Source organism: Agromyces sp. NPDC058064, from assembly GCF_042885275.1.
Lineage (GTDB): Bacteria > Actinomycetota > Actinomycetes > Actinomycetales > Microbacteriaceae > Agromyces.
On sequence record NZ_JBHVSE010000003.1, the window covers coordinates 1 to 18,328 of the forward strand.

Consider the following 18,328-nt stretch of genomic DNA (forward strand, 5'->3'; position numbering starts at 1 on the left):
GGGGGGGCCCCCCCCCCCCCGCCCCCCGCAGGGCGGGGGGGGGCCCCCGGCCGGCCCTGGGGCGTCGCTGCGGCGGGCGTCGCTGCGGCGGGCGTCACTGCGGCGGGCGCTCGTCCTCCACGCAGCCGTTCTCGGCGAAGTCGGGATCGCCGCGCCCCTCGAACCAGGTGGGCGTGCCGTGGTCGTCGTACCAGAAGCCCGGGTAGACGTCCTCTTCGTCCTGGTGCTTGGCATGCGCCTTCACCACGGCGAGCTTGTCGGTCTCGATGTACACGAACGGGTTCTTGGCGCTGTGCGTGGCATGGCAGTACGGCACGCGGTGGTCGCCGCCGACCGGCGCGCTCGCGTTCGCGGCGACGCCGGCCCCCAGCACGCTCACGGCGATGAACGGCAGGGCGGCAGCGCCGGCGACGAGCCGGCGCGAAAGTGCGGTTGACATGGCGGAGTCTCCCCTCTGACTCGATTCGACGCCAAGCCAACTCCGACCCGGCGCGAGCGGCAATCCCGAGAACGGGGTACAGCGAGCACGCGGCATCCCCGTGATCACCGGCGACGCCGGTCAGGTCGACCCCCGGAACGGGGGACGGGTCAGGCGGGCGTCTGCTGGTGCGCCGCGACGTGCCAGGCGCCGTCGTCGTAGAGGTACGTGGTCGACATGCGGAGGTTCACCTCGTCGTCGCCGCGTCGCGCGACCGCGCGGTAGACGACGACCCCGGCGCGATCGCCGAGCCGGATGACGGCCGGCTCGTGCAGCTCGTACGCGTCCCACGGGGGCGTGCTGCGGAATGCCGCGAGGATCTCGTCGCGGCCGAGGACGGCCCCTTCGACGACCATGAGCGCGTCACGGGTCATCGCACGCTGGTAGTGCTCGCCCCCGCGGCCCTCGACGATCGCACGCCACCCGGCGTGCTCCTCGTGCAGCAGACGGGCGGGCAGATCATCGGTGATCGCGGTCATGACCCAACGCTAATCGCGATCGGATGACTCGGGAAGGGCCGCGTTCGGGATGCCGGACGAGTGGCCGCCGCCGCGGGGCGCCCCGGGGCATCCGGCGATCACAACCAGTGCTTCGACTTGAAGATCAGATACAGGATGAAGCCGGAGACGAACATGAGCAGGATGGCGAACGGGTAGCCCGCGCTCCAGCCGAGCTCGGGCATGTTGTGGAAGTTCATGCCGTAGATGCCCGCGACGAGCGACGGCGCGAAGAAGATCGCCGCCCAGCTCGAGATCTTCTTGGTCTGCTCGCTCTGCGCGATGCTCGCCTCGTTCTGCCGCTGTGCGACGAGCGTCGCGTGCACGCTCAAGGCGTTCTGCAGGGTCTGCCGGTACTCCTCCGCGCGCTCGGTGATGCGGATGACGTGATCGAGGACGTCCCGGAATCCGCGTCGGAGCTCGAGCTCGGGGTCGCCCGCGTCGTCGTGCAGCTCGCCGCGGATCGTCTCGACCATGTCGCGCAGCGGCTTCACCGCGCGCTGGAACTCCATGACCTCGCCCGAGAGGTCGTAGATGCGCTTCGCGACCGCGTCGTCGCCGCTGAAGAGCTGCTCCTCGATCTCGTCGATGTCGTTCTCGAGGCCCGCGACGACCGGGGCGTACTCGTCGACGATCTGGTCGACCACCGCGTAGAGCACGCCGATCGGGCCGCGGGCGAGCAGTTCGGGCTCGGCCTCCAGCCGGGCACGCACGCGACCGAGGTCGGGCTTCTCGGCGTGGCGGATCGCGACCACGAAGTCGCCGCCGACGAAGAGGTGGACCTCGCCGAACTCGACCCGCTCCTCGGCATCGAGGTAGCGGGCGGGACGCAGGACCACGAATTGCGTCGTGCCGTAGCGCTCGAGCTTCGCGCGCTGATGCCCGCTGAGCGCGTCTTCGACGGCGAGCTCGTGGAGTCCGAACTCCTCGGCGACGACGCCGAGCTCGGCCGCGTCGGGACGGTACAGGCCGATCCAGGCGAACCCGCCGGCATGCCGCTCGAGGGCCTCGAAGGTGTCGGCGAGCGCGGCGGGCGAGGCGGCCCGCCGGCCGTCGACGTAGATCGCATTGTCGATGACCGGCATGGGTCAACCGTAGATGCGGTCGGCGTAGCTCGGGCCGTAGTAGGCGTCGAGCTCCTCGAGCGAGTCGCCCTGACGCTCGACCGCCTTCGAGATGACCGCGCGCCGTGGTGCGGCGTCGGGAGCCCAGGTGTCGGGCTGCCAGGCCTTCGAGCGCAGGAACGCCTTCGAGCAGTGGAAGAAGACCTCGTCGATGTCGACCTCGATCGCGAGGATGGGCCGGTTGCCGCGCACGACCCCGTCGTCGAAGTACGGCGCATCGCGCACGATCGTCGCCCTGCCGTTGACGCGCAGGGTGTCGCCGCGCCCGGGGATCGCGAAGAGCAGCCCGACGTGCGGGTTCCGCAGCAGGTTGCGGAACCCGTCGACGCGCCGGTTGCCGACGCGCTCGGGCACCGCGATGGTGCGCTCGTCGAGCACCACGGCGAACCCCGAGGGGTCGCCCTTCGGCGAGACGTCGAGGTTGCCCAGCTCGTCGCTCGTCGCGACGAAGGCGAGGGGGGCGGCGGCGAGCCAGGCGATGTCGACCTCGTGCAGCCGGTCGCGCGTCTTGTTCGCGGCGGTCGGCAGCGGCGCGCCGACGATCGCCTCGAGCTCGTCGAGCGTGGTGACGGGGATGCCGCGGGCGTTCGCTTCGACCATGACCGCCACGCTACCCCGGGGGCCCGGACGAGCCCGCGCGCCGGCCCGGGCGCCGGCCGAGCGCCCGTTCGGCGCCGGCGCGACATCGTCAACTTTTGCATGATCGACATCCAAATGTCGATCATTGACAGCAGACTTTTATCGAAGTAGCGTGCAATTCACGGTCGCCGTCGGCAGATCCGATTCGATTCGACATCGGGTTCGCGAGGGGTTCCGACCTGCTCCGACGAGCGTCGGCGCTCGCACCCGGTCGACGATGACGGAGGTCAGCATGCTCACTGCGCCCACCGCGACCGCCCGCACCGGCGTGCCCTCCCCGGCGACCGACGGCGCGTTCGGCGATCGCCTCCGCGACGCGCTCGGCGACCCCGCGCTGCTCACCGCCGCGGTGTGGCACGAGGTCGACGCGCGGCTCGAGGCCGCCGGGCCCGAGGCCGCAGAGCTCGTGGCCGCCGCGCGGGCCGCCGACGGGGGCAAGCACCTGCGCCCGGGGCTGGTCGCCGCATCGTACCTCGCGCACGGGGGCGACGACCCCGCGCTGCTCCGCCGCGTCGCCGCCGCCCAGCAGCTCGTGCATCTCGCCCTCTGCATCCACGACGACCTCATCGACGGCGACCTCGTGCGCCACGGGCGCCCGAACGTCGTCGGCCTGACCGTGTCGGCCTCGCAGGCCGAGGGGCTCGGCCCCGCGGCGGCCGCGCGGCGGGGCGAGGCATCCGCCCTGCTCGCCGGGGACCTCGCCCTCAACGCGGCCGTGCTGGCGCTCGTGGGCGCCCCCGCGGCCGAATCGGTGCGCCTCGGCCTCGCCGCCGCCGCCCTCACCGCGGTCGAGCGGGCGATCGCCGGCGAGCTGCTCGACGTGCGCGCCGAGACGCTCGCACCCGAGCTGAGCGCCCCGCTCCTGATCGCGACGCTGAAGACCGCCTCGTACAGCGTCACGCTGCCCCTGCTCCTCGGTGCGATCGCCGCGGGCGCCGACGACGCGTCGACCGCACGGTCGATCGAGCGCACGGGCACGGCGCTCGGCATCGCGTACCAGCTGGGCGACGACGACCTCGGGCTGTTCGGCGATCCGGCCACGACGGGCAAGTCGACCCTGTCCGACCTGCGCGACGGCAAGCGCACCGAGCACGTCCGCCTCGCGCTCGAGTGGTCAGGCGGCGACGACCGGGAGTTCATCGCCCGGGTGCTCGGCGCTCCCGACGCGACCGAGGCCGACGCCCGGCGCGTGCGCGAGATCGTCACGGCGACCGGGGCGCGCGCCGCGGTGCACGGGCTCATCGAGACCCACCTCGACCGCGGCCTGAACGAGGCGCGCACCGGGCTGCCCGTCGAGCTGGCCGACCACCTCGCCCTGCTCGCGGGCGCGCTGCGCCGCCGCGACCACTGACCGACCGACTGACCGACCCAGACCCGTTCGAAGGAGACCGACATGGAGCCGAACACCGCCGAGCACGCCGCCGCAGCGACGGGCGCGACCTGGAGCGGGGGCCGCGTGGGCCTCTGGCTCAACGGCGCCCGGGGCTCGGTCGGCACCACCGTCGCCGTGGGCGTGCACGCCGTCGCCGCCGGGATCGCGCCGCCGACCGGTTGCACCACCGAGGGACCGGCGCTCGTCGGCGTTCCGCTGCCCGGGTTCGACCAGATCGTGATCGGCGGGCACGACGTGAGCCCGACGCCGCTCGTCGAACGCGCCGAGGCGCTCGCCGGCTCGGGCATGCTGCCGCAGGCGATCGTCGCCGCGGTGCGCGAGCAGCTCGCCGCGACCGACGCCGAGATCCGCCCGGGCCACGACCCGGCGACGCACGAGGGCGGCCAGGCCGACTCGGTGCAGCGACTCGCGAGCGACATCGTCCGGTTCCGCGAGCGCCACGGACTCGCGCACGTCACCGTGATCGACGTCTCGTCCACCGAGGCGCTCCCCGACGACCGCCCCGAGTTCCACGACGCCGCGGCGCTCACCGCCGCCCTCGCGGACCCGGGCCTCGCGCCACTGCCGCCCAGCTCGGTCGCGGCGCTCGCGGCCGTCGAGGCGGGTGCCGCCTACGCCTGCTTCACCCCGTCGGCCGGGCTCGGCCTGCCCGTGCTCCGCGCGATCGCCGAGCCGCGCATCGCGTACGCCGGGCAGGACGGCAAGACCGGCGAGACCCTGCTGCGCACCGTGCTCGGCCCGATGTTCACCGAGCGGGGCATGCGGGTGCTGTCGTGGTCGGGCACGAACCTGCTCGGCGGCGGCGACGGGCGCACCCTCGCCGACCCCGCAGCGGTGCAGAGCAAGCTCGTCTCGAAGACGCGCGGGCTGCGCAGCCTCGTCGGCGAGCACGTCGTCGCCCCGCTGCACATCGACAACGTGCCCGACCTCGGCGACGTCAAGACCGCGTGGGACCACGTGCACGCCGAGGGGTTCCTGTCGTCGCGCATCACGCTGCAGACCACGTGGAGCGCGTACGACTCGATGCTGGCGGCCCCCCTCGTGATCGACCTCGCCCGGCTGCTGTCGCTGGCCGGCGCGGCCGGCGTCCGCGGAGTCGTCCCCGCGCTGGGTTCCTTCTTCAAGGACCCGTGGGGCAGCGAGGTGCACGCCTTCGCCGACCAGACCGCCGCGCTGCGGTCCTGGGCCGACGACGTGTCGCGCCGGCTCGCCGCGGGCGCCGAGTCGCACCGGTCGTTCGCCCCCGCCGGTGCGGGCGCCCCGGTGCCCGCGGCGGCGGCGTCGCCGATGCCCGTGGGCGGCGAACGGTGACGACGGTCCGCGACGTCCTCGAGCTCGTGCGCGCACCTGCTGCGCTCACGGTGCTCGGCGACACCGCGGTCGGCGCCGGCACCGCAGCGGGCGGCCTCTCGCGGCGGGGCTGGCTGCTCCCGCTCGCGTCGGTCGCCATCTACAGCGGCGGGATGGCCCTCAACGACTGGGCCGACCGCGACCTCGACGCGGTCGAACGACCCGAGCGCCCGATCCCGTCGGGGCGCGTCACCCCGCGACGCGCGCTCGCCGTCGCGGCCGGCCTCGGTGCGGTGGGGCTCGCGCTCGCCGCGGCCGGCGGCGGACGGCGGTCGCTCGCGGTCGCGGTGCCGCTCGTGGCATCCGTCGTCGCCTACGACGTCGTCGCGAAGCCGACCGCCGCCGGACCGCTCGCGATGGCCGTGTGCCGCGGGCTCGACGTGCTCATGGGCGCGGGCGGTTCGCCGCGCGCGCTGCCGGCAGCGCTCACGATCGCCGCGCACACGGCCGGGGTCACCGCGCTCTCCCGCGGCGAGGTGCACGGCGGCTCGAGCGCCGACATCGGGCTGGCCCTCGCCGCCACGGGGGCGGCGGCCGCCGGCGTCGACTCGGCGAGCCCCGACGTGCGCACACCGCTCGCCCGGGTCACGGGCGCCGCCGGGTCGGCCGCGTACCTCGCCGCGGCGCTGCCCGGTCAACTCGCCGCGGCCGAGGACCCCTCGCCCGAGCGGGTGCGCGACGCGACCCGCGCGGGCATCGGCGCGGTGGTGCCGCTCCAGGCGGCGCTCGTCGCGCGCAGCGGCGCACCGGTCGTCGCGCTCGGGCTCATGGCCGTGCACGCCGTCATCCGCCTGCGAGGGCGGGCCGGCCGGGCGGGCCGCCGCCGGGGAGACATGACGTGAGCCGCGCGCTGTTCGGGGCCCGGTTCGCGGTCGGCTACGGCACGAACGGCTTCGCCGACCACCCGCTCGACGACGTCGTGACCGTGCTCGACGCGCTCGGCTACGAGGGTCTCGCGCTCACCCTCGGCAACCCGCACCTCGACCCCTTCGCGTCCGACGCCGCCCGCACGGCCGCGCGCCTGCGCGATCGCCTCGACGGACTGGGCTGGCCGATCGTCGTCGAGACCGGCACGAGGTACCTCCTCGACCCGTTCCGGAAGCACCGGCCGACCCTGCTCGACGACGACGCGTCCTCCCGCGAGGACTTCCTGCGTCGCGCGATCGAGCTGGCCGGCCTGCTCGGCGCCGACTGCGTATCGCTCTGGTCGGGCGTGCTGCCCGAGGGCGTCTCGGCCGACCGCGCCGCGGACCGGCTGCGCGAGCGCCTCGCCCCGATCGTCGGCGAGGCCGCGGCGGCCGGGGTGCCGCTCGCCTTCGAGCCCGAGCCGGGCATGCTCGTCGAGACCGTCGCCGATGCGCTCGCCCTGCGCGCCGACCTCGGCGATCCCGAGGCGCTCGGCCTCACCGTCGACCTCGGCCACTGCGTGGTCGTCGAACCCGACGGGGTGGTCGGCGCACTGCGGGCCGCTGGCGCCCTGCTGCGCAACGTGCAGCTCGACGACATGCTGCCCGCCGCCCACGAGCACCTCGAGTTCGGCCACGGCGCACTCGACCTCGCGGCGGCACTGCGCACCCTCGACGAACTCGACTACCGCGGGATCGCCGCCGTCGAGCTGCCCCGGCACTCGCACGATGCGCCCGGGGCGGCCGCACGCTCGATGACCGCGATCCACGACGCATGGGAGGCACGATGAACGACGAATGGGTGAGCGCGGGCGAGGCGGCGATCTCCGCCGATCCCTCGCGCATCGCCGAGCTGTTCCCCGCCGCCGGCCGCGAGGCCGGCCGTGGGGCGATCGATCCCGCCGCCGACCCGCAGGGGTACCGGCTCGGCACCGTCGACGACCGGGCCAGGGAGCGGTTCGTCGTCGCGCTGATCCGGGCGCTGCCCGCGGACCGGGCGGCGGCCGAGCTCGCCGAGCTGTACCGCTACGGCGACGACGCCGAGCAGCGCGGCGTCCTGAGGGGCCTCGGCGCCGCCGAGATCGCCGGACTGGTCGCGGCGAGCGCGGGCGGCGCGCCGGCCGATCCCGTCGTCTCGACCGGCCTGCGCCTCGTCGCCGAGGCGCTGCGCAGCAACGACCCCCGCCTCGTCGCGGCGGCGCTCGGCCCGTTCGCCGCACGCCGCCTCGACCAGCACTCGTGGCGGCACGCCGTGCTCAAGACGCTGTTCATGGGCGTTCCCGTCGACGCGGTCGCGGGGCTGGAGCTCCGCACCGACGCCGAGCTCGCCCGCATGGCCGCCGGGCTCGTCGCCGAGCGACGGGCGGCCGGCCGAGCCGTGACCGACGACATGACCCGGCTGGCCGCAGCCGCCGACCCCGGCGACCCCGCCGACGCCCAGGAGGACTGACATGCGCATCTTCGACCCGCACATCCACATGACCTCGCGGACCACGACCGACTACCGCGCGATGTACGACGCCGGCGTGCGCGCGCTCGTCGAGCCGTCGTTCTGGCTCGGGCAGCCGCGCACGAGCGCCGGCAGCTTCACCGACTACTTCGACGCGCTGATCGGCTGGGAGCGGTTCAGGGCGGCGCAGTACGGCATCCGCCATCACGCCACGATCGCCCTCAACCCGAAGGAGGCGAACGACCCCCGCTGCCGCGAGGTGCTCGACGTCCTCCCCCGCTACCTCGCCAAGGACGGCGTGGTCGCGGTCGGCGAGACCGGCTACGACTCGATGACCCCCGAGGAGGACGAGGTCTTCGCCCGCCACCTCGAGCTCGCGCTGCGGCACCGCCTGCCCGCACTCGTGCACACCCCGCACCGCGACAAGGCCGCCGGGACCCGGCGCACCCTCGACGTCGTGCGCGAGTCGGGCCTCGCCCCCGGGCTCGTGGTCGTCGACCACCTGAACGAGACCACGGTGGCCGACGTGGCCGACAGCGGATGCTGGATGGGCTTCTCGATCTACCCCGACACGAAGATGGACGAGCATCGCTTCGTCGCGATCCTCCGCGAGTACGGCACCGAGCGCATGCTCGCGAACAGCGCGGCCGACTGGGGCCACTCCGATCCGCTGAAGACGCTCGCGACGGCCCGGGCGATGCTCGACGCCGGGTTCGACGACGACGACGTCGACCGGGTGCTCTGGCGCAACCCGGTCGAGTTCTACGGCCAGAGCGGCCGGCTGAACCTCGACCCGGTACCCGGCTTCGACGAGGCGACGGATGCCCCGGCATCCGAGCCGCTCGCGCCGACGACGTTCGAGGGCAACTCGGTGCTGCGGGGGGTGCGGGTCTGATGGAGCTCTCCTACTGCACCAACGTCCACCCCGCGGAGGACCTCGAGGGCGTGCTCGACCAGCTCTCCCGTTACGCGGGGCCCGCACGGCGGGCGGCCGGACTCGAGCGGCTCGGCGTCGGGCTGTGGCTGCCGGCCCCGCTCGCGCGGCGCCTCGCGGGCGACGCCGACGCGCGCGCGCAGCTGAAGGCGGCGCTCGAGGCCGAGGGCCTCGAGGTGCGCACGGTGAACGCGTTCCCGCACACCGCGTTCCACGCCGAGGTCGTGAAGCTCGACGTCTATCGGCCCGACTGGACGGACCCGAGGCGGGCGGACTACACCCTCGACTGCGCCGAGGTGCTCGCCGAGCTGCTGCCCGACGGCGCCGTCGGCAGCCTCTCGACGCTGCCGCTGGGCTGGCGGTTCCCGTGGACCGCGACCGAGGACGACGCGGCGACCGCCGCCCTCGCCCGGGTGTCGTCGGGCCTGCGCGGGCTCAGGGAGCGCACCGGCCGGACGGTGCGGCTCGCGATCGAGCCCGAGCCGGGCTGCGTGCTCGACACGGTCGACGACGTGATCGACTGGCTCACCCCGAGGCTCGGCACGGCGTCCGCGTTCGACGACGCCCGAGCACTGCCCGGGGCCCGCCCGGGCGACCGGGGCGAGCAGGGCGACCCGGGGCGCATCGACCCCGAGTTCGTCGGCATCTGCCTCGACACCTGCCACCTCGCCGCCTCCTTCGCCGACCCGGTCGAGACGGTGCGGCGCGTCCGGCGCGCCGGCCTGCGCATCCCGAAGATCCAGGCCTCCGCGGCACTCCACGTCGACGATCCGTCCGACCCGGCCGCGCGGTCGGCGCTCGCGGAGTTCGCCGAGCCGCGCTACCTGCACCAGACCCGTGCGCTCGCCGCCGACGGCGCCGTGCTGCGCATGGACGACCTGCCCGAGGCGCTCGACCGGCTGCGGACCGACGGTCCGTGGCGGGTCCACTTCCACGTCCCCCTGCACCTCGCACCGGCTGCGCCGCTGACCTCGACCACCGAGGTGCTGCGCCGGGCGGTGGCCGAGGTGCGCGAGCTGTTCCCGGGCGACGAGACCCATCTCGACGTCGAGACCTACACGTGGTCGGTGCTCCCGGGCGGAGCCGGCGACCTGGCCGCGGGCATCGCCGCGGAGCTGCGGTGGGCCGTCGCCGAGCTGGACCCGGACCCGGCGACCGCGACGGCGACGGCGACGGCCCCGGCGGAACGGATCGCGTCATGACCCGGGTGCTGCTGCTCGACGTCGTCGGCCTCACCGCCCGGGCGCTCGCGAAGATGCCGAGGCTGCGCGCACTGGCCGACCGCGGGGCATCCGCACGACTGGGCACCGTGCTGCCCGCCGTCACCTGCAGCGTGCAGTCGACGATGCTGACGGGCCTCGCGCCCGCGCAGCACGGCATCGTCGGCAACGGCTGGTACCACCGCGACATCGGCGAGGTGAACCTCTGGCGCCAGCACAACGCCCTCGTCGAGGGCGAGAAGGTCTGGGAGACGGCCCGCCGTCGCGAACCGGGTTTCACGACCGCGAACGTGTGCTGGTGGTACGCGATGGGGGCGACCACCGACCTCACCGTCACCCCGCGCCCCGTCTACCACGCCGACGGCCGCAAGTCGCCCGACTGCTACACCCGGCCGCCCGCGCTGCACGACCGCCTGACCGGCGAGCTCGGCGACTTCCCGCTCTTCCAGTACTGGGGGCCGACCGCGTCGATCGCGTCGACCCGGTGGATCGTCGAGGCCACCCGATCGGTGCTGCGCGAGGAGTCGTCCGATCTCGTGATGGCCTACCTCCCGCACCTCGACTACGACCTCCAGCGCTTCGGCCCCGACTCGCCCGAGGCCGACCGCGCCGCGGCCGAGCTCGATGCGACGCTCGCCCCCCTGCTCGACGACGCGATCGCCGCCGGCGCCACGGTCGTCGCGGTCGCCGAGTACGGCATCGCCGCCGCCGACCGGCCGGTCGACGTGAACCGGGCCCTCCGCCGAGCGGGCCTGCTCGAGGTGCACGAGCAGCAGGGCCGCGAACTGCTCGACCCGATGGCCTCGCGCGCCTTCGCCGTCGCCGACCACCAGGTCGCGCACGTCTACGTCCGCGACGAGGCCGACGTCCCGCGGGTGCGGGCGCTGCTCGCGGGCCTCGACGGCGTCGACGAGGTGCTCGACCGCGCCGCCCAGGCCCGCTACGGGCTCGACCACTCCCGGTCGGGCGAGCTCGTCGTCGTCGCCGAGCCCGGTGCGTGGTTCACGTACTACTACTGGCTCGACGACGCTCGGGCGCCCGAGTTCGCCCGCGGCGTCGACATCCACCGCAAGCCCGGGTACGACCCCGCCGAGCTGTTCTTCGACCCCGCCGACCCGGCCGCGAAGCTGCGCGCCGGGCTCGGGCTCGTGCGCAAGAAGCTCGGGTTGCGGTACGCGATGAACGTCGTGCCGCTCGACCCCTCGTACGTGCGCGGCACGCACGGACGCCTACCGGTCTCCGACGCCGACACCCCCCTGCTCATCTGCTCCGACCCCGGGCTGCCGTTCTGGGGCGCTGCGCCCGAGCTCGTGCCCGCGGCACGGGTGCGCGATCTCGTGCTCGAGGCGGCCGGGGTGCCCGAGCCGGCGGCCGCACCGTGACGGGGGCGCTCGCCGGCACCGCCGCCGAGCAGGTCGTGCTCGTCGACGACGCGGGCACGCCGATCGGCACCTTCGACAAGGCGCTCGTGCACGGCGCCGACACGCCGTTGCACCTCGCGTTCTCGTGCTACGGCTTCGATGCGAGCGGCCGGATGCTGCTGACCCGGCGTGCGCTCTCGAAGGCGACGTGGCCCGGGGTGTGGACGAACGCCTGCTGCGGGCACCCGCTCCCCGGCGAGGATCCGGTCGACGCGGTCGCCCGGCGGGTCCGCACCGAGCTCGGCGTCGAGGCCCGCGACATCCGCCTCGTCCTGCCCGACTTCCGCTACCGTGCGGTCGACGCGGGCGGCATGGTCGAGCACGAGCTCTGCCCGGTCTTCTTCGCGGAGCTCCCCGTCGAGCTGCACCCCGACCCCGCCGAGGTCGTGTCGTGGGACTGGGTCGAGCCCGACGCCTTCTTCGAGGCGGCCGAGCGCACGCCGTTCCTGCTCAGTCCGTGGAGCGTGCTGCAGGCCGAGCAGCTCCGCCGCCGGGGTTCGGCCCCGCATGCGACAGGATCCACGAGTGCATCGCGATGGCGGCGGCCGCACTCGCGTTGAGCGAGCGCGTCGAGCCGTACTGGGTGATCTCGACGAGGGCGTCGGCGGCCTCGGCCGCCTCGGGCGAGAGCCCCGGCCCCTCCTGACCGAAGAGCAGCACGCAGCGCTCGGGCCACGCGAACGCCTCGATGGGCACCGCGCCCTCGAGGTTGTCGAGGGCGATCACGGGCAGGGATGCCTCGTGCGCCCAGCGCGCGAACGCCGCGACGTCCTCGTGGTACTGCACGTGCTGGTAGCGATCGGTGACCATCGCGCCGCGCTTGTTCCAGCGGCGCCGCCCGATGATGTGCACCGTGTCGGCCGCGAAGGCGTTCGCACTGCGCACGATCGACCCGATGTTCATGTCGTGCTGCCAGTTCTCGATCGCGACGTGGAAGCCGTGCCGCCGCTCGTCGAGGTCGGCGACGATCGCCTCCATGCGCCAGTAGCGGTAGCGGTCGATGACGTTGCGGGTGTCGCCCGCCGCGAGGAGCTCGGGATCGTAGCGGGGGTCGTCGGGCCACTCGGCCTCGCCGCCGGGCCACGGCCCGACGCCGTGCTGCGGCAGGGTCGCCTCGGGTTCGGATGCCTCGGGGCCGACCTCGTCACTCACACCCGCAACGCTACCCGTGCGCGCCGCGGGCGCGGAGTCGGGCGTCCGCCCCGACCCGGCGGTGCCGGCGCCGGCCGCGCGGGCGTCAGCGTCGGCGGAACGGCCAGAACCCGCGCCGGGGCGGGGTGATCGCGGCGGCGGCCCCGGTGGCGTTCACGTGCCCTGCGCTCGGCGTCGCGGCGGCGGTCGGGGCGGTCGCGGCCCGCGCCGGCGATGCGGCGGCGCCGCCACGCACCGAAGCCGCGGCGGTCGGCGCCGCGCGCGGCTCGGCCGTGGCCGGATCGTCGACCGCCTCGTCGTCGATCGCGAGATCCTCGGGGTCGCCGGCGAACCCGGGTCGCGCAGCCGACTCGGCCTCCTCGATCGGCGGGCGGCCCGCCTCGACCCATCGCAGGTAGAGCGCGTAGGGGTCGTCGTCCGCTCCGGGCGGCGCCTCTTCGGCCCGCGAGCGGGTTCGCCCGATCAATCGACGCAGCATCATGCACTCCCCTGCTACAACGATACGGCGACGACGGCTTTTCGGCGTACCTAAATATTGATACCTTTTCGGTATGCCGAAAACTCTCGACGACGAGACCGATGCCCCCGACGCCACCGTGACGACCGCGGCAGGCGCGCGGCGGCCGCGCGACCCCTCGGTGCCCCGGGTCGCCTGGCTGATCGGCCCCGCGCTCGTCGCCGGCGTCGCCTACCTCGACCCGGGCAACGTCGCGAGCAACATGACCGCCGGAGCCCAGTACGGGTACCTGCTCGTGTGGGTCGTCGTGCTCGGCAACGTGATGGCCTGGCTCATCCAGTACCTGTCGGCGAAGCTCGGCATCGTCACGGGCCGCAGCCTCCCCGAGGTGCTCGGCGGGCGCATCCGCAACCGCTGGGGCCGTCGTGCGTACTGGCTCCAGGCCGAGCTCGTCGCCATGGCGACCGACCTCGCCGAGGTCATCGGCGGCGCCGTCGCGCTCAACCTGCTGTTCGGGGTGCCGCTCATCTGGGGCGGGCTCATCACCGGCGCCGTGTCGATCGGCCTGCTCGTGCTGCAGTCGCGGCGGGGGCCCCGCACCTTCGAGTTCGTCATCATCGGGCTGCTCGCGATCATCGCGATCGGCTTCACCGTCGGCGTCTTCGTCGCTCCGCCCGACCCCGCCGGGCTCCTCGGCGGGCTCGTGCCGCGCTTCGCCGACGCGAACTCGGTGCTGCTCGCGGCATCCATTCTCGGGGCGACGATCATGCCGCACGCGATCTACGCGCACTCGGCGCTCTCGCGCGACCGCTTCGCGACGCGACGCGGCGAGCAGGCGGGGAGCGCACGCGCGCCGCTCGGCGGCGTCGCTGCCGGCGCCGCCCGCGGCACCGACGCCGCAGGCCCGCGTCCGGCAGCCTGGCACGGCTTCGGCGTGCGTCGCGGCACCGACGCCGCGCCCGAGCTCGCCCCGGGCACCGCGACCCGCGTGCCGACCGACGTGCTCGTGCGCGCCACCCGCTGGGACGTGTCGATCGCGATGGCCATCGCCGGCACCGTGAACCTCTGCATCCTGCTGCTCGCGGCGGTGAACCTCGCGGGCGTCGAGGGCACCGACAGCCTCGAGGGCGCCTACGCCGCGCTCGGCACGGCGCTCGGGCCCGTCATCGCGACCCTGTTCGCCGTCGGCCTCCTCGCCTCGGGGCTCGCCTCGACCTCGGTCGGCGCGTACGCGGGTGCCGAGATCATGTACGGCCTGCTGCACGTGCGCGTCCCCCTGATCCTGCGCCGGCTCGTGACGCTCGTGCCGGCGCTCGTGATCCTCTGGCTCGGCTTCGACCCGACGCTCTCGCTCGTGCTCAGCCAGGTGGTGCTGTCGTTCGGCATCCCGTTCGCGCTCGTGCCGCTCGTCGCGCTCACGGCGAAGGCGGGCGTGCTCGGGCGGTGGCGCAATCACTGGGCGACGACCGCGGCGGGCATCGCGGCCTCGGTGTTCCTCATCACGCTCAACGGCGTGCTGCTCTGGCTCGTCTTCACGGGGGCGTGAGACGGCGCTGCCGCAGAACTGCCGCAGAACTTTCCGTCGGCGCAACACTCGACGTTCTTTCCTCCGCGGGCGACGTCACACAGGCGGCGCGCGCCTGGCCGTCGCCTACGCTGCTGAAACCCACGGATGGAGGACATCATGACCGGCTGGCGACTGCGCGAGTTCCACAACGACGATCTCGACGGCATCCTGCACCTCTGGGAGGCCCAGCGGCAGTCGTCGCACGAGCCCGTGTACGACCTCAGCGAGGTGATCGCCTCGTGCCAGATGGACCACGCGATCGTCGCGGTGCACGCCGACGAGGTGATCGGCGCCGCCGTCGGACGCGCCGCGCACGACCAGGGCTGGGTCGTCTTCTTCGCCATCGACGACGACTGGCGCCACCGGGGCATCGGCTCGGCGATGCTGGCCGCCCTCGAGAAGCGCATGGCGCAGCACGGCCTCACCAAGCTGTCGGCGCTGATCCCCGAGAACGAGAGCCGCGTCGACGCCTTCGCCAACCAGGGCTTCGAGCCCAAGCACCAGCTGCGCTACTTCGAACGGCGCATCCCCGTGCAGCGCCAGGAGCTGAGCTCGCTCGCCGAGCTCGGCGGGCGCCTGCTGCCCCGCACGCTCTGGGAGTCGGTCGCCGGCATGCGCCGCGAGAAGGAGATCCTCGAGCAGCGCCTCGTGCTGCCGCTCGCCGAGCCCGACCTCGCCGACCGCTACGGTGTCGTGCCGCCCCGCGCCGTCGTGCTGTTCGGCCCGCCCGGCACGGGCAAGACGACGTTCGCGAAGGCGATCGCCTCGCGGCTCGAGTGGTCGTTCGTCGAGGTCTTCCCGTCGCGGCTCGCGGCCGAGCCGGGCGGCCTGGCCGGGGCGCTGCGCGACACGTTCACGAAGATCGCCGAGCTCGAGCACGCGGTCGTCTTCATCGACGAGGTCGAGGAGATCGCCGCCCAGCGCTCCGGCGAGCCGCCGTCGCCCCTGCAGGGCGTGACGAACGAGCTCCTGAAGATCATCCCCGCGTTCCGCGAGCAGCCGGGCCGGCTGCTCGTCTGCGCGACGAACTTCATCCGGGCGCTCGACAGCGCGTTCCTCCGGCACGGGCGGTTCGACTACGTGATCCCGATCGGCCTGCCCGACGAGGCGGCGCGCCTCGCGATCTGGCAGCGCTACGTCCCCGAGCAGATCGTCGATGCGGTCGACCTCGACGTGCTGGTCGAACGCACCGCGGGCTTCTCGCCCGCCGACATCGAGTTCGCCGCCCGCAGCGCGTCGCAGCGGGCGTTCGAGACGGCGGTCCGCAACGGGGCGAGCGACGACGGGGATGCCGCCGCGCACACCGAGGGACCGTCCACCGCCGACTACCTCGAGGCGATCGCCGGCACCCGCACCACGGTCTCGACCGAGACCGCCGACGCGTTCCTGGAGGACATCGAGCGGCTCGCACGCGTCTGACCCGGCGCGCGGAGCGTCGCGGCTAGGCTGGGGCCGATGCCGGCCAGCAAGAACCCCGCGATCGAGGACTACCTCAAGACGGTGTACTCCCACACCGAGTGGCAGCCCGACCCCATCACGCCGAAGGCGCTCGCCGACAAGCTCGGCGTCGCCCCCTCGAGCGTCACCGAGATGGTGAAGAAGATGGCGGCGCAGGGGCTCATCGCGCACGTCCCCTACGGTCCACTGCGGCTCACCGACGACGGCCGCGACCGCGCCCTCGCCGTCGTGCGCCGGCATCGCCTGATCGAGACCTGGCTCGTGCGGGAGATGGGCTACGGCTGGGACGAGGTGCACGACGAGGCCGAGGTGCTCGAGCACGCGCTCAGCGACCGGCTGCTCGAGACGATCGACGCCCGGCTCGGCCGCCCCTCGCGCGACCCGCACGGCGACGCGATCCCCGCGGCCGACGGCTCGATCGCGGTCGAGCCGTTCCTGCGGCTCGACGGCGCGCCCGCGGGCCATACGGGCCGCGTGCTGCGCATCAGCGACCGCGATCCCGAACGGCTCCGCGCGCTCGCGGCGTCGGGCATCGCGCCCGGCGTGAGCCTCACGGTCCGGGCGGACGCCTCCGGCGAGCGCGTGCTCGTCGGCGTGACCCCGGTCGCCGGCGACGCCGCGAGCGGCGCGGCGCCCGTGGCATCCCCCGTCGAACTGACCGTCGAGGCCGCGGCCGAGATCTGGGTGACCGGCTGAGCCGACCCGCCGCCCGCCGCGTCGCCCCGACTCCGGCGCCGATCGTCGACCGGGCACAGCGATCGGAGCGATCCTCCGTGGATATCCGCAGATGATGCGCGAGTTCCCGCACGCCGCTGTTAGCATCCCGCGGTGCGCATTCTCCGCAGGACACTGGTCGTCCTCCTCGTCGTCGTGCTCGTTCTCGTGGCGGGTGCCGTCGCCGTCTACTGGTGGCAGCGTCCGATGCTGCGCACCGGCACCGGCTACGCCGCGCACAACGCCTGCGCGGTGACCGAGGTCGCGGGTCGCGACGACCCCGCGAGCGACCTGCCGTCGAACCCCCTCGTGCCGTACCTGCAGGTCGACGTCGACCGCGAGGAGGGCGTCACCACCGGCTCGCTGCTCGGCCTGCTCGCCGCGCAGAAGGCCTGGTTCACGCCCGGCTTCGGCTGCACGCTCGCCGAGGAGGCCCCCGAACTCGGCGAGGCGTCGACGGTGACGAGCGAGGGCAACCCGTTCACGGATGCCGCGGCGCCGGCGCCGTCCGACGATCTCGACGCGGCACTGGCCGCCGCCTTCGGCGACGAGCTCTCCGAGGCCGACGCCGCGGCGCTCGGCACCCGCGGCGTCGTCGTCGCGAAGGGCGGCGAGCTCGTCGCCGAGCGGTACGCCCACGGCTTCGACGCCGAGACCCCGCAGCTCGGCTGGTCGATGTCGAAGAGCGCGACGAGCCTCATCGCGGGCATGCTCGCGCAGCAGGGCGAGATCGCCCTCGACGACGCGGGACTCCGCCCCGAGTGGAGCGACGAGCGCGCCGACATCACCGTCGAGCAGCTGCTGCGCATGACGAGCGGGATCGAGTGGGACGAGACCTACGACCTCGGCACCCCGATCACCCAGATGCTCTACAACGAGGGCGACATGGCCGGCTACGTCGCCGGTCTCCCCCTCGAGAGCACGCCCGGCACGGTGCAGGAGTACTCGAGCGGATCGACGACGCTGCTGTGCTCGATCCTCGCCGAGCGCACCGGGCTCGGCGCCGACCTGCCGCGGCAGACGCTGCTCGGCGCGCTCGGCCTCTCGTCGGCGACGTTCGAGCCCGACGCGGCCGGCACGCCGGTCTGCTCCTCGTACCTCTGGGCCACCCCTCGCGACTGGGCCGCGATCGGCCAGTTCGCGCTGCAGAACGGCGAGTGGAACGGCGAGCAGCTGCTGCCCGCCGACTGGATGGCGAAGAGCCTCGACGTGCTGCCGGTCGACGCGACCGACGACCCCGGCTACGGCATGGGCTGGCGCGTCAACGTGCTGGCCGACGGCAGCCTGCGCTGGCCCGAGCTGCCCGAGGACACGTACTACGCCTCCGGCCACGACGGCCAGAAGGTCATCGTCGTGCCGTCGGAGGACCTCGTGGTCGTGCGCATGGGCTTCACCCCCGAGGCCGACGACGAGCCGAGCGAGGTAAGGCTCGTCGCCGACGTGATCGCGGCGCTCGGCACCACTCCCGCGGGCGAGTGACGCCGACGCCGGCGCGACGAGGCCGGCCGGGGCATCCCGCGCGGTCTCGTCACCGGGCCGTCATCGGGGCGTGACATGCGCAGCCTAGGC

General features: G+C 74.2%; 19 protein-coding genes. 13 read left to right on the plus strand and 6 right to left on the minus strand.

Translation table 11 applies throughout. From position 1 onward, the window contains the following. Positions 1-94: 94 nt before the first annotated feature. The 4 genes from ACFVSL_RS11665 to ACFVSL_RS11680 form a co-directional block, all read right to left on the minus strand. On the minus strand, positions 95-439 hold the full coding sequence (locus ACFVSL_RS11665) for a hypothetical protein (RefSeq protein ID WP_386941142.1): 345 nt from the start codon (positions 437-439) through the stop codon (positions 95-97). Between the two features lie 149 nt (positions 440-588). Continuing rightward, positions 589-957 (minus strand): nuclear transport factor 2 family protein, encoded by a 369-nt coding sequence (locus ACFVSL_RS11670; protein WP_386941143.1) that lies wholly within the window; start codon positions 955-957, stop codon positions 589-591. A gap of 98 nt (positions 958-1,055) precedes the next feature. Next, on the minus strand, positions 1,056-2,060 hold the full coding sequence (locus tag ACFVSL_RS11675; protein WP_386941144.1) for a magnesium and cobalt transport protein CorA: 1,005 nt from the start codon (positions 2,058-2,060) through the stop codon (positions 1,056-1,058). Positions 2,061-2,063: 3 nt separating this feature from the next. Further along, on the minus strand, positions 2,064-2,699 hold the full coding sequence (locus tag ACFVSL_RS11680; RefSeq protein WP_386941145.1) for an MSMEG_1061 family FMN-dependent PPOX-type flavoprotein: 636 nt from the start codon (positions 2,697-2,699) through the stop codon (positions 2,064-2,066). A gap of 271 nt (positions 2,700-2,970) precedes the next feature. Between ACFVSL_RS11680 and ACFVSL_RS11685 the strand changes: the two genes are divergently transcribed. Genes ACFVSL_RS11685 through idi form a run of 9 tightly spaced genes read left to right on the plus strand, consistent with a single transcriptional unit; the run spans position 2,971 to position 11,971 of the window. Continuing rightward, a complete protein-coding gene (locus ACFVSL_RS11685; protein ID WP_386941146.1) occupies positions 2,971-4,089 on the plus strand; it encodes a polyprenyl synthetase family protein in 1,119 nt (372 codons plus the stop codon). A gap of 42 nt (positions 4,090-4,131) precedes the next feature. Beyond that, positions 4,132-5,442, plus strand: a complete 1,311-nt coding sequence (locus ACFVSL_RS11690) for an inositol-3-phosphate synthase (RefSeq protein ID WP_386941147.1) — start codon at positions 4,132-4,134, stop codon at positions 5,440-5,442. Then, positions 5,439-6,323: an SCO3242 family prenyltransferase gene (locus ACFVSL_RS11695; RefSeq protein WP_386941148.1), complete on the plus strand. Its 885-nt coding sequence runs from the start codon at positions 5,439-5,441 to the stop codon at positions 6,321-6,323. Before ACFVSL_RS11690 ends, ACFVSL_RS11695 begins: the two co-directional genes overlap by 4 nt. Next, positions 6,320-7,177 (plus strand): sugar phosphate isomerase/epimerase family protein, encoded by an 858-nt coding sequence (locus ACFVSL_RS11700; RefSeq protein ID WP_386941149.1) that lies wholly within the window; start codon positions 6,320-6,322, stop codon positions 7,175-7,177. The genes ACFVSL_RS11695 and ACFVSL_RS11700 overlap by 4 nt, the downstream gene beginning before the upstream one ends. Further along, positions 7,174-7,836, plus strand: coding sequence for an EboA domain-containing protein (locus ACFVSL_RS11705; protein ID WP_386941150.1), 663 nt, complete (start codon positions 7,174-7,176; stop codon positions 7,834-7,836). The genes ACFVSL_RS11700 and ACFVSL_RS11705 overlap by 4 nt, the downstream gene beginning before the upstream one ends. Before the next feature lies 1 nt (position 7,837). Next, the gene (locus ACFVSL_RS11710) at positions 7,838-8,731 is read left to right on the plus strand and encodes a TatD family hydrolase (RefSeq protein ID WP_386941151.1); all 894 of its coding nucleotides are present in this window, start codon (positions 7,838-7,840) and stop codon (positions 8,729-8,731) included. Next, positions 8,731-9,972: a metabolite traffic protein EboE gene (gene eboE / locus ACFVSL_RS11715; protein ID WP_386941152.1), complete on the plus strand. Its 1,242-nt coding sequence runs from the start codon at positions 8,731-8,733 to the stop codon at positions 9,970-9,972. The genes ACFVSL_RS11710 and eboE overlap by 1 nt, the downstream gene beginning before the upstream one ends. Then, a complete protein-coding gene (locus tag ACFVSL_RS11720) occupies positions 9,969-11,372 on the plus strand; it encodes an alkaline phosphatase family protein (protein ID WP_386941153.1) in 1,404 nt (467 codons plus the stop codon). Before eboE ends, ACFVSL_RS11720 begins: the two co-directional genes overlap by 4 nt. Then, a complete protein-coding gene (gene idi, locus ACFVSL_RS11725) occupies positions 11,369-11,971 on the plus strand; it encodes an isopentenyl-diphosphate Delta-isomerase (protein WP_386941154.1) in 603 nt (200 codons plus the stop codon). Before ACFVSL_RS11720 ends, idi begins: the two co-directional genes overlap by 4 nt. On the opposite strand, the gene ACFVSL_RS11730 is transcribed toward idi, so the two are convergent. Beyond that, positions 11,862-12,563, minus strand: coding sequence for a TrmH family RNA methyltransferase (locus ACFVSL_RS11730; RefSeq protein ID WP_386941155.1), 702 nt, complete (start codon positions 12,561-12,563; stop codon positions 11,862-11,864). The two genes, idi and ACFVSL_RS11730, sit on opposite strands and share 110 nt — an antisense overlap. A gap of 85 nt (positions 12,564-12,648) precedes the next feature. After that, positions 12,649-13,029: a hypothetical protein gene (locus ACFVSL_RS11735; protein WP_386941156.1), complete on the minus strand. Its 381-nt coding sequence runs from the start codon at positions 13,027-13,029 to the stop codon at positions 12,649-12,651. Positions 13,030-13,114: 85 nt separating this feature from the next. Here ACFVSL_RS11735 and ACFVSL_RS11740 point away from each other — a divergent pair, with 85 nt between their 5' ends. The 4 genes from ACFVSL_RS11740 (at position 13,115) to ACFVSL_RS11755 (ending at position 18,238) form a co-directional block, all read left to right on the plus strand. Continuing rightward, on the plus strand, positions 13,115-14,566 hold the full coding sequence (locus ACFVSL_RS11740; RefSeq protein WP_386941157.1) for an Nramp family divalent metal transporter: 1,452 nt from the start codon (positions 13,115-13,117) through the stop codon (positions 14,564-14,566). 138 nt (positions 14,567-14,704) lie between these two features. Continuing rightward, positions 14,705-16,006 carry an ATP-binding protein gene (locus tag ACFVSL_RS11745; RefSeq protein ID WP_386941158.1) on the plus strand — a complete coding sequence of 434 codons (1,302 nt, stop codon included), beginning with the start codon at positions 14,705-14,707 and terminating at the stop codon, positions 16,004-16,006. Positions 16,007-16,042: 36 nt separating this feature from the next. Continuing rightward, positions 16,043-16,741, plus strand: a complete 699-nt coding sequence (locus ACFVSL_RS11750) for a metal-dependent transcriptional regulator (protein WP_386941159.1) — start codon at positions 16,043-16,045, stop codon at positions 16,739-16,741. Positions 16,742-16,873: 132 nt separating this feature from the next. Continuing rightward, complete coding sequence (locus ACFVSL_RS11755; RefSeq protein WP_386941160.1) at positions 16,874-18,238, plus strand: serine hydrolase domain-containing protein; 1,365 nt, start codon at positions 16,874-16,876, stop codon at positions 18,236-18,238. Positions 18,239-18,328: the final 90 nt, after the last annotated feature.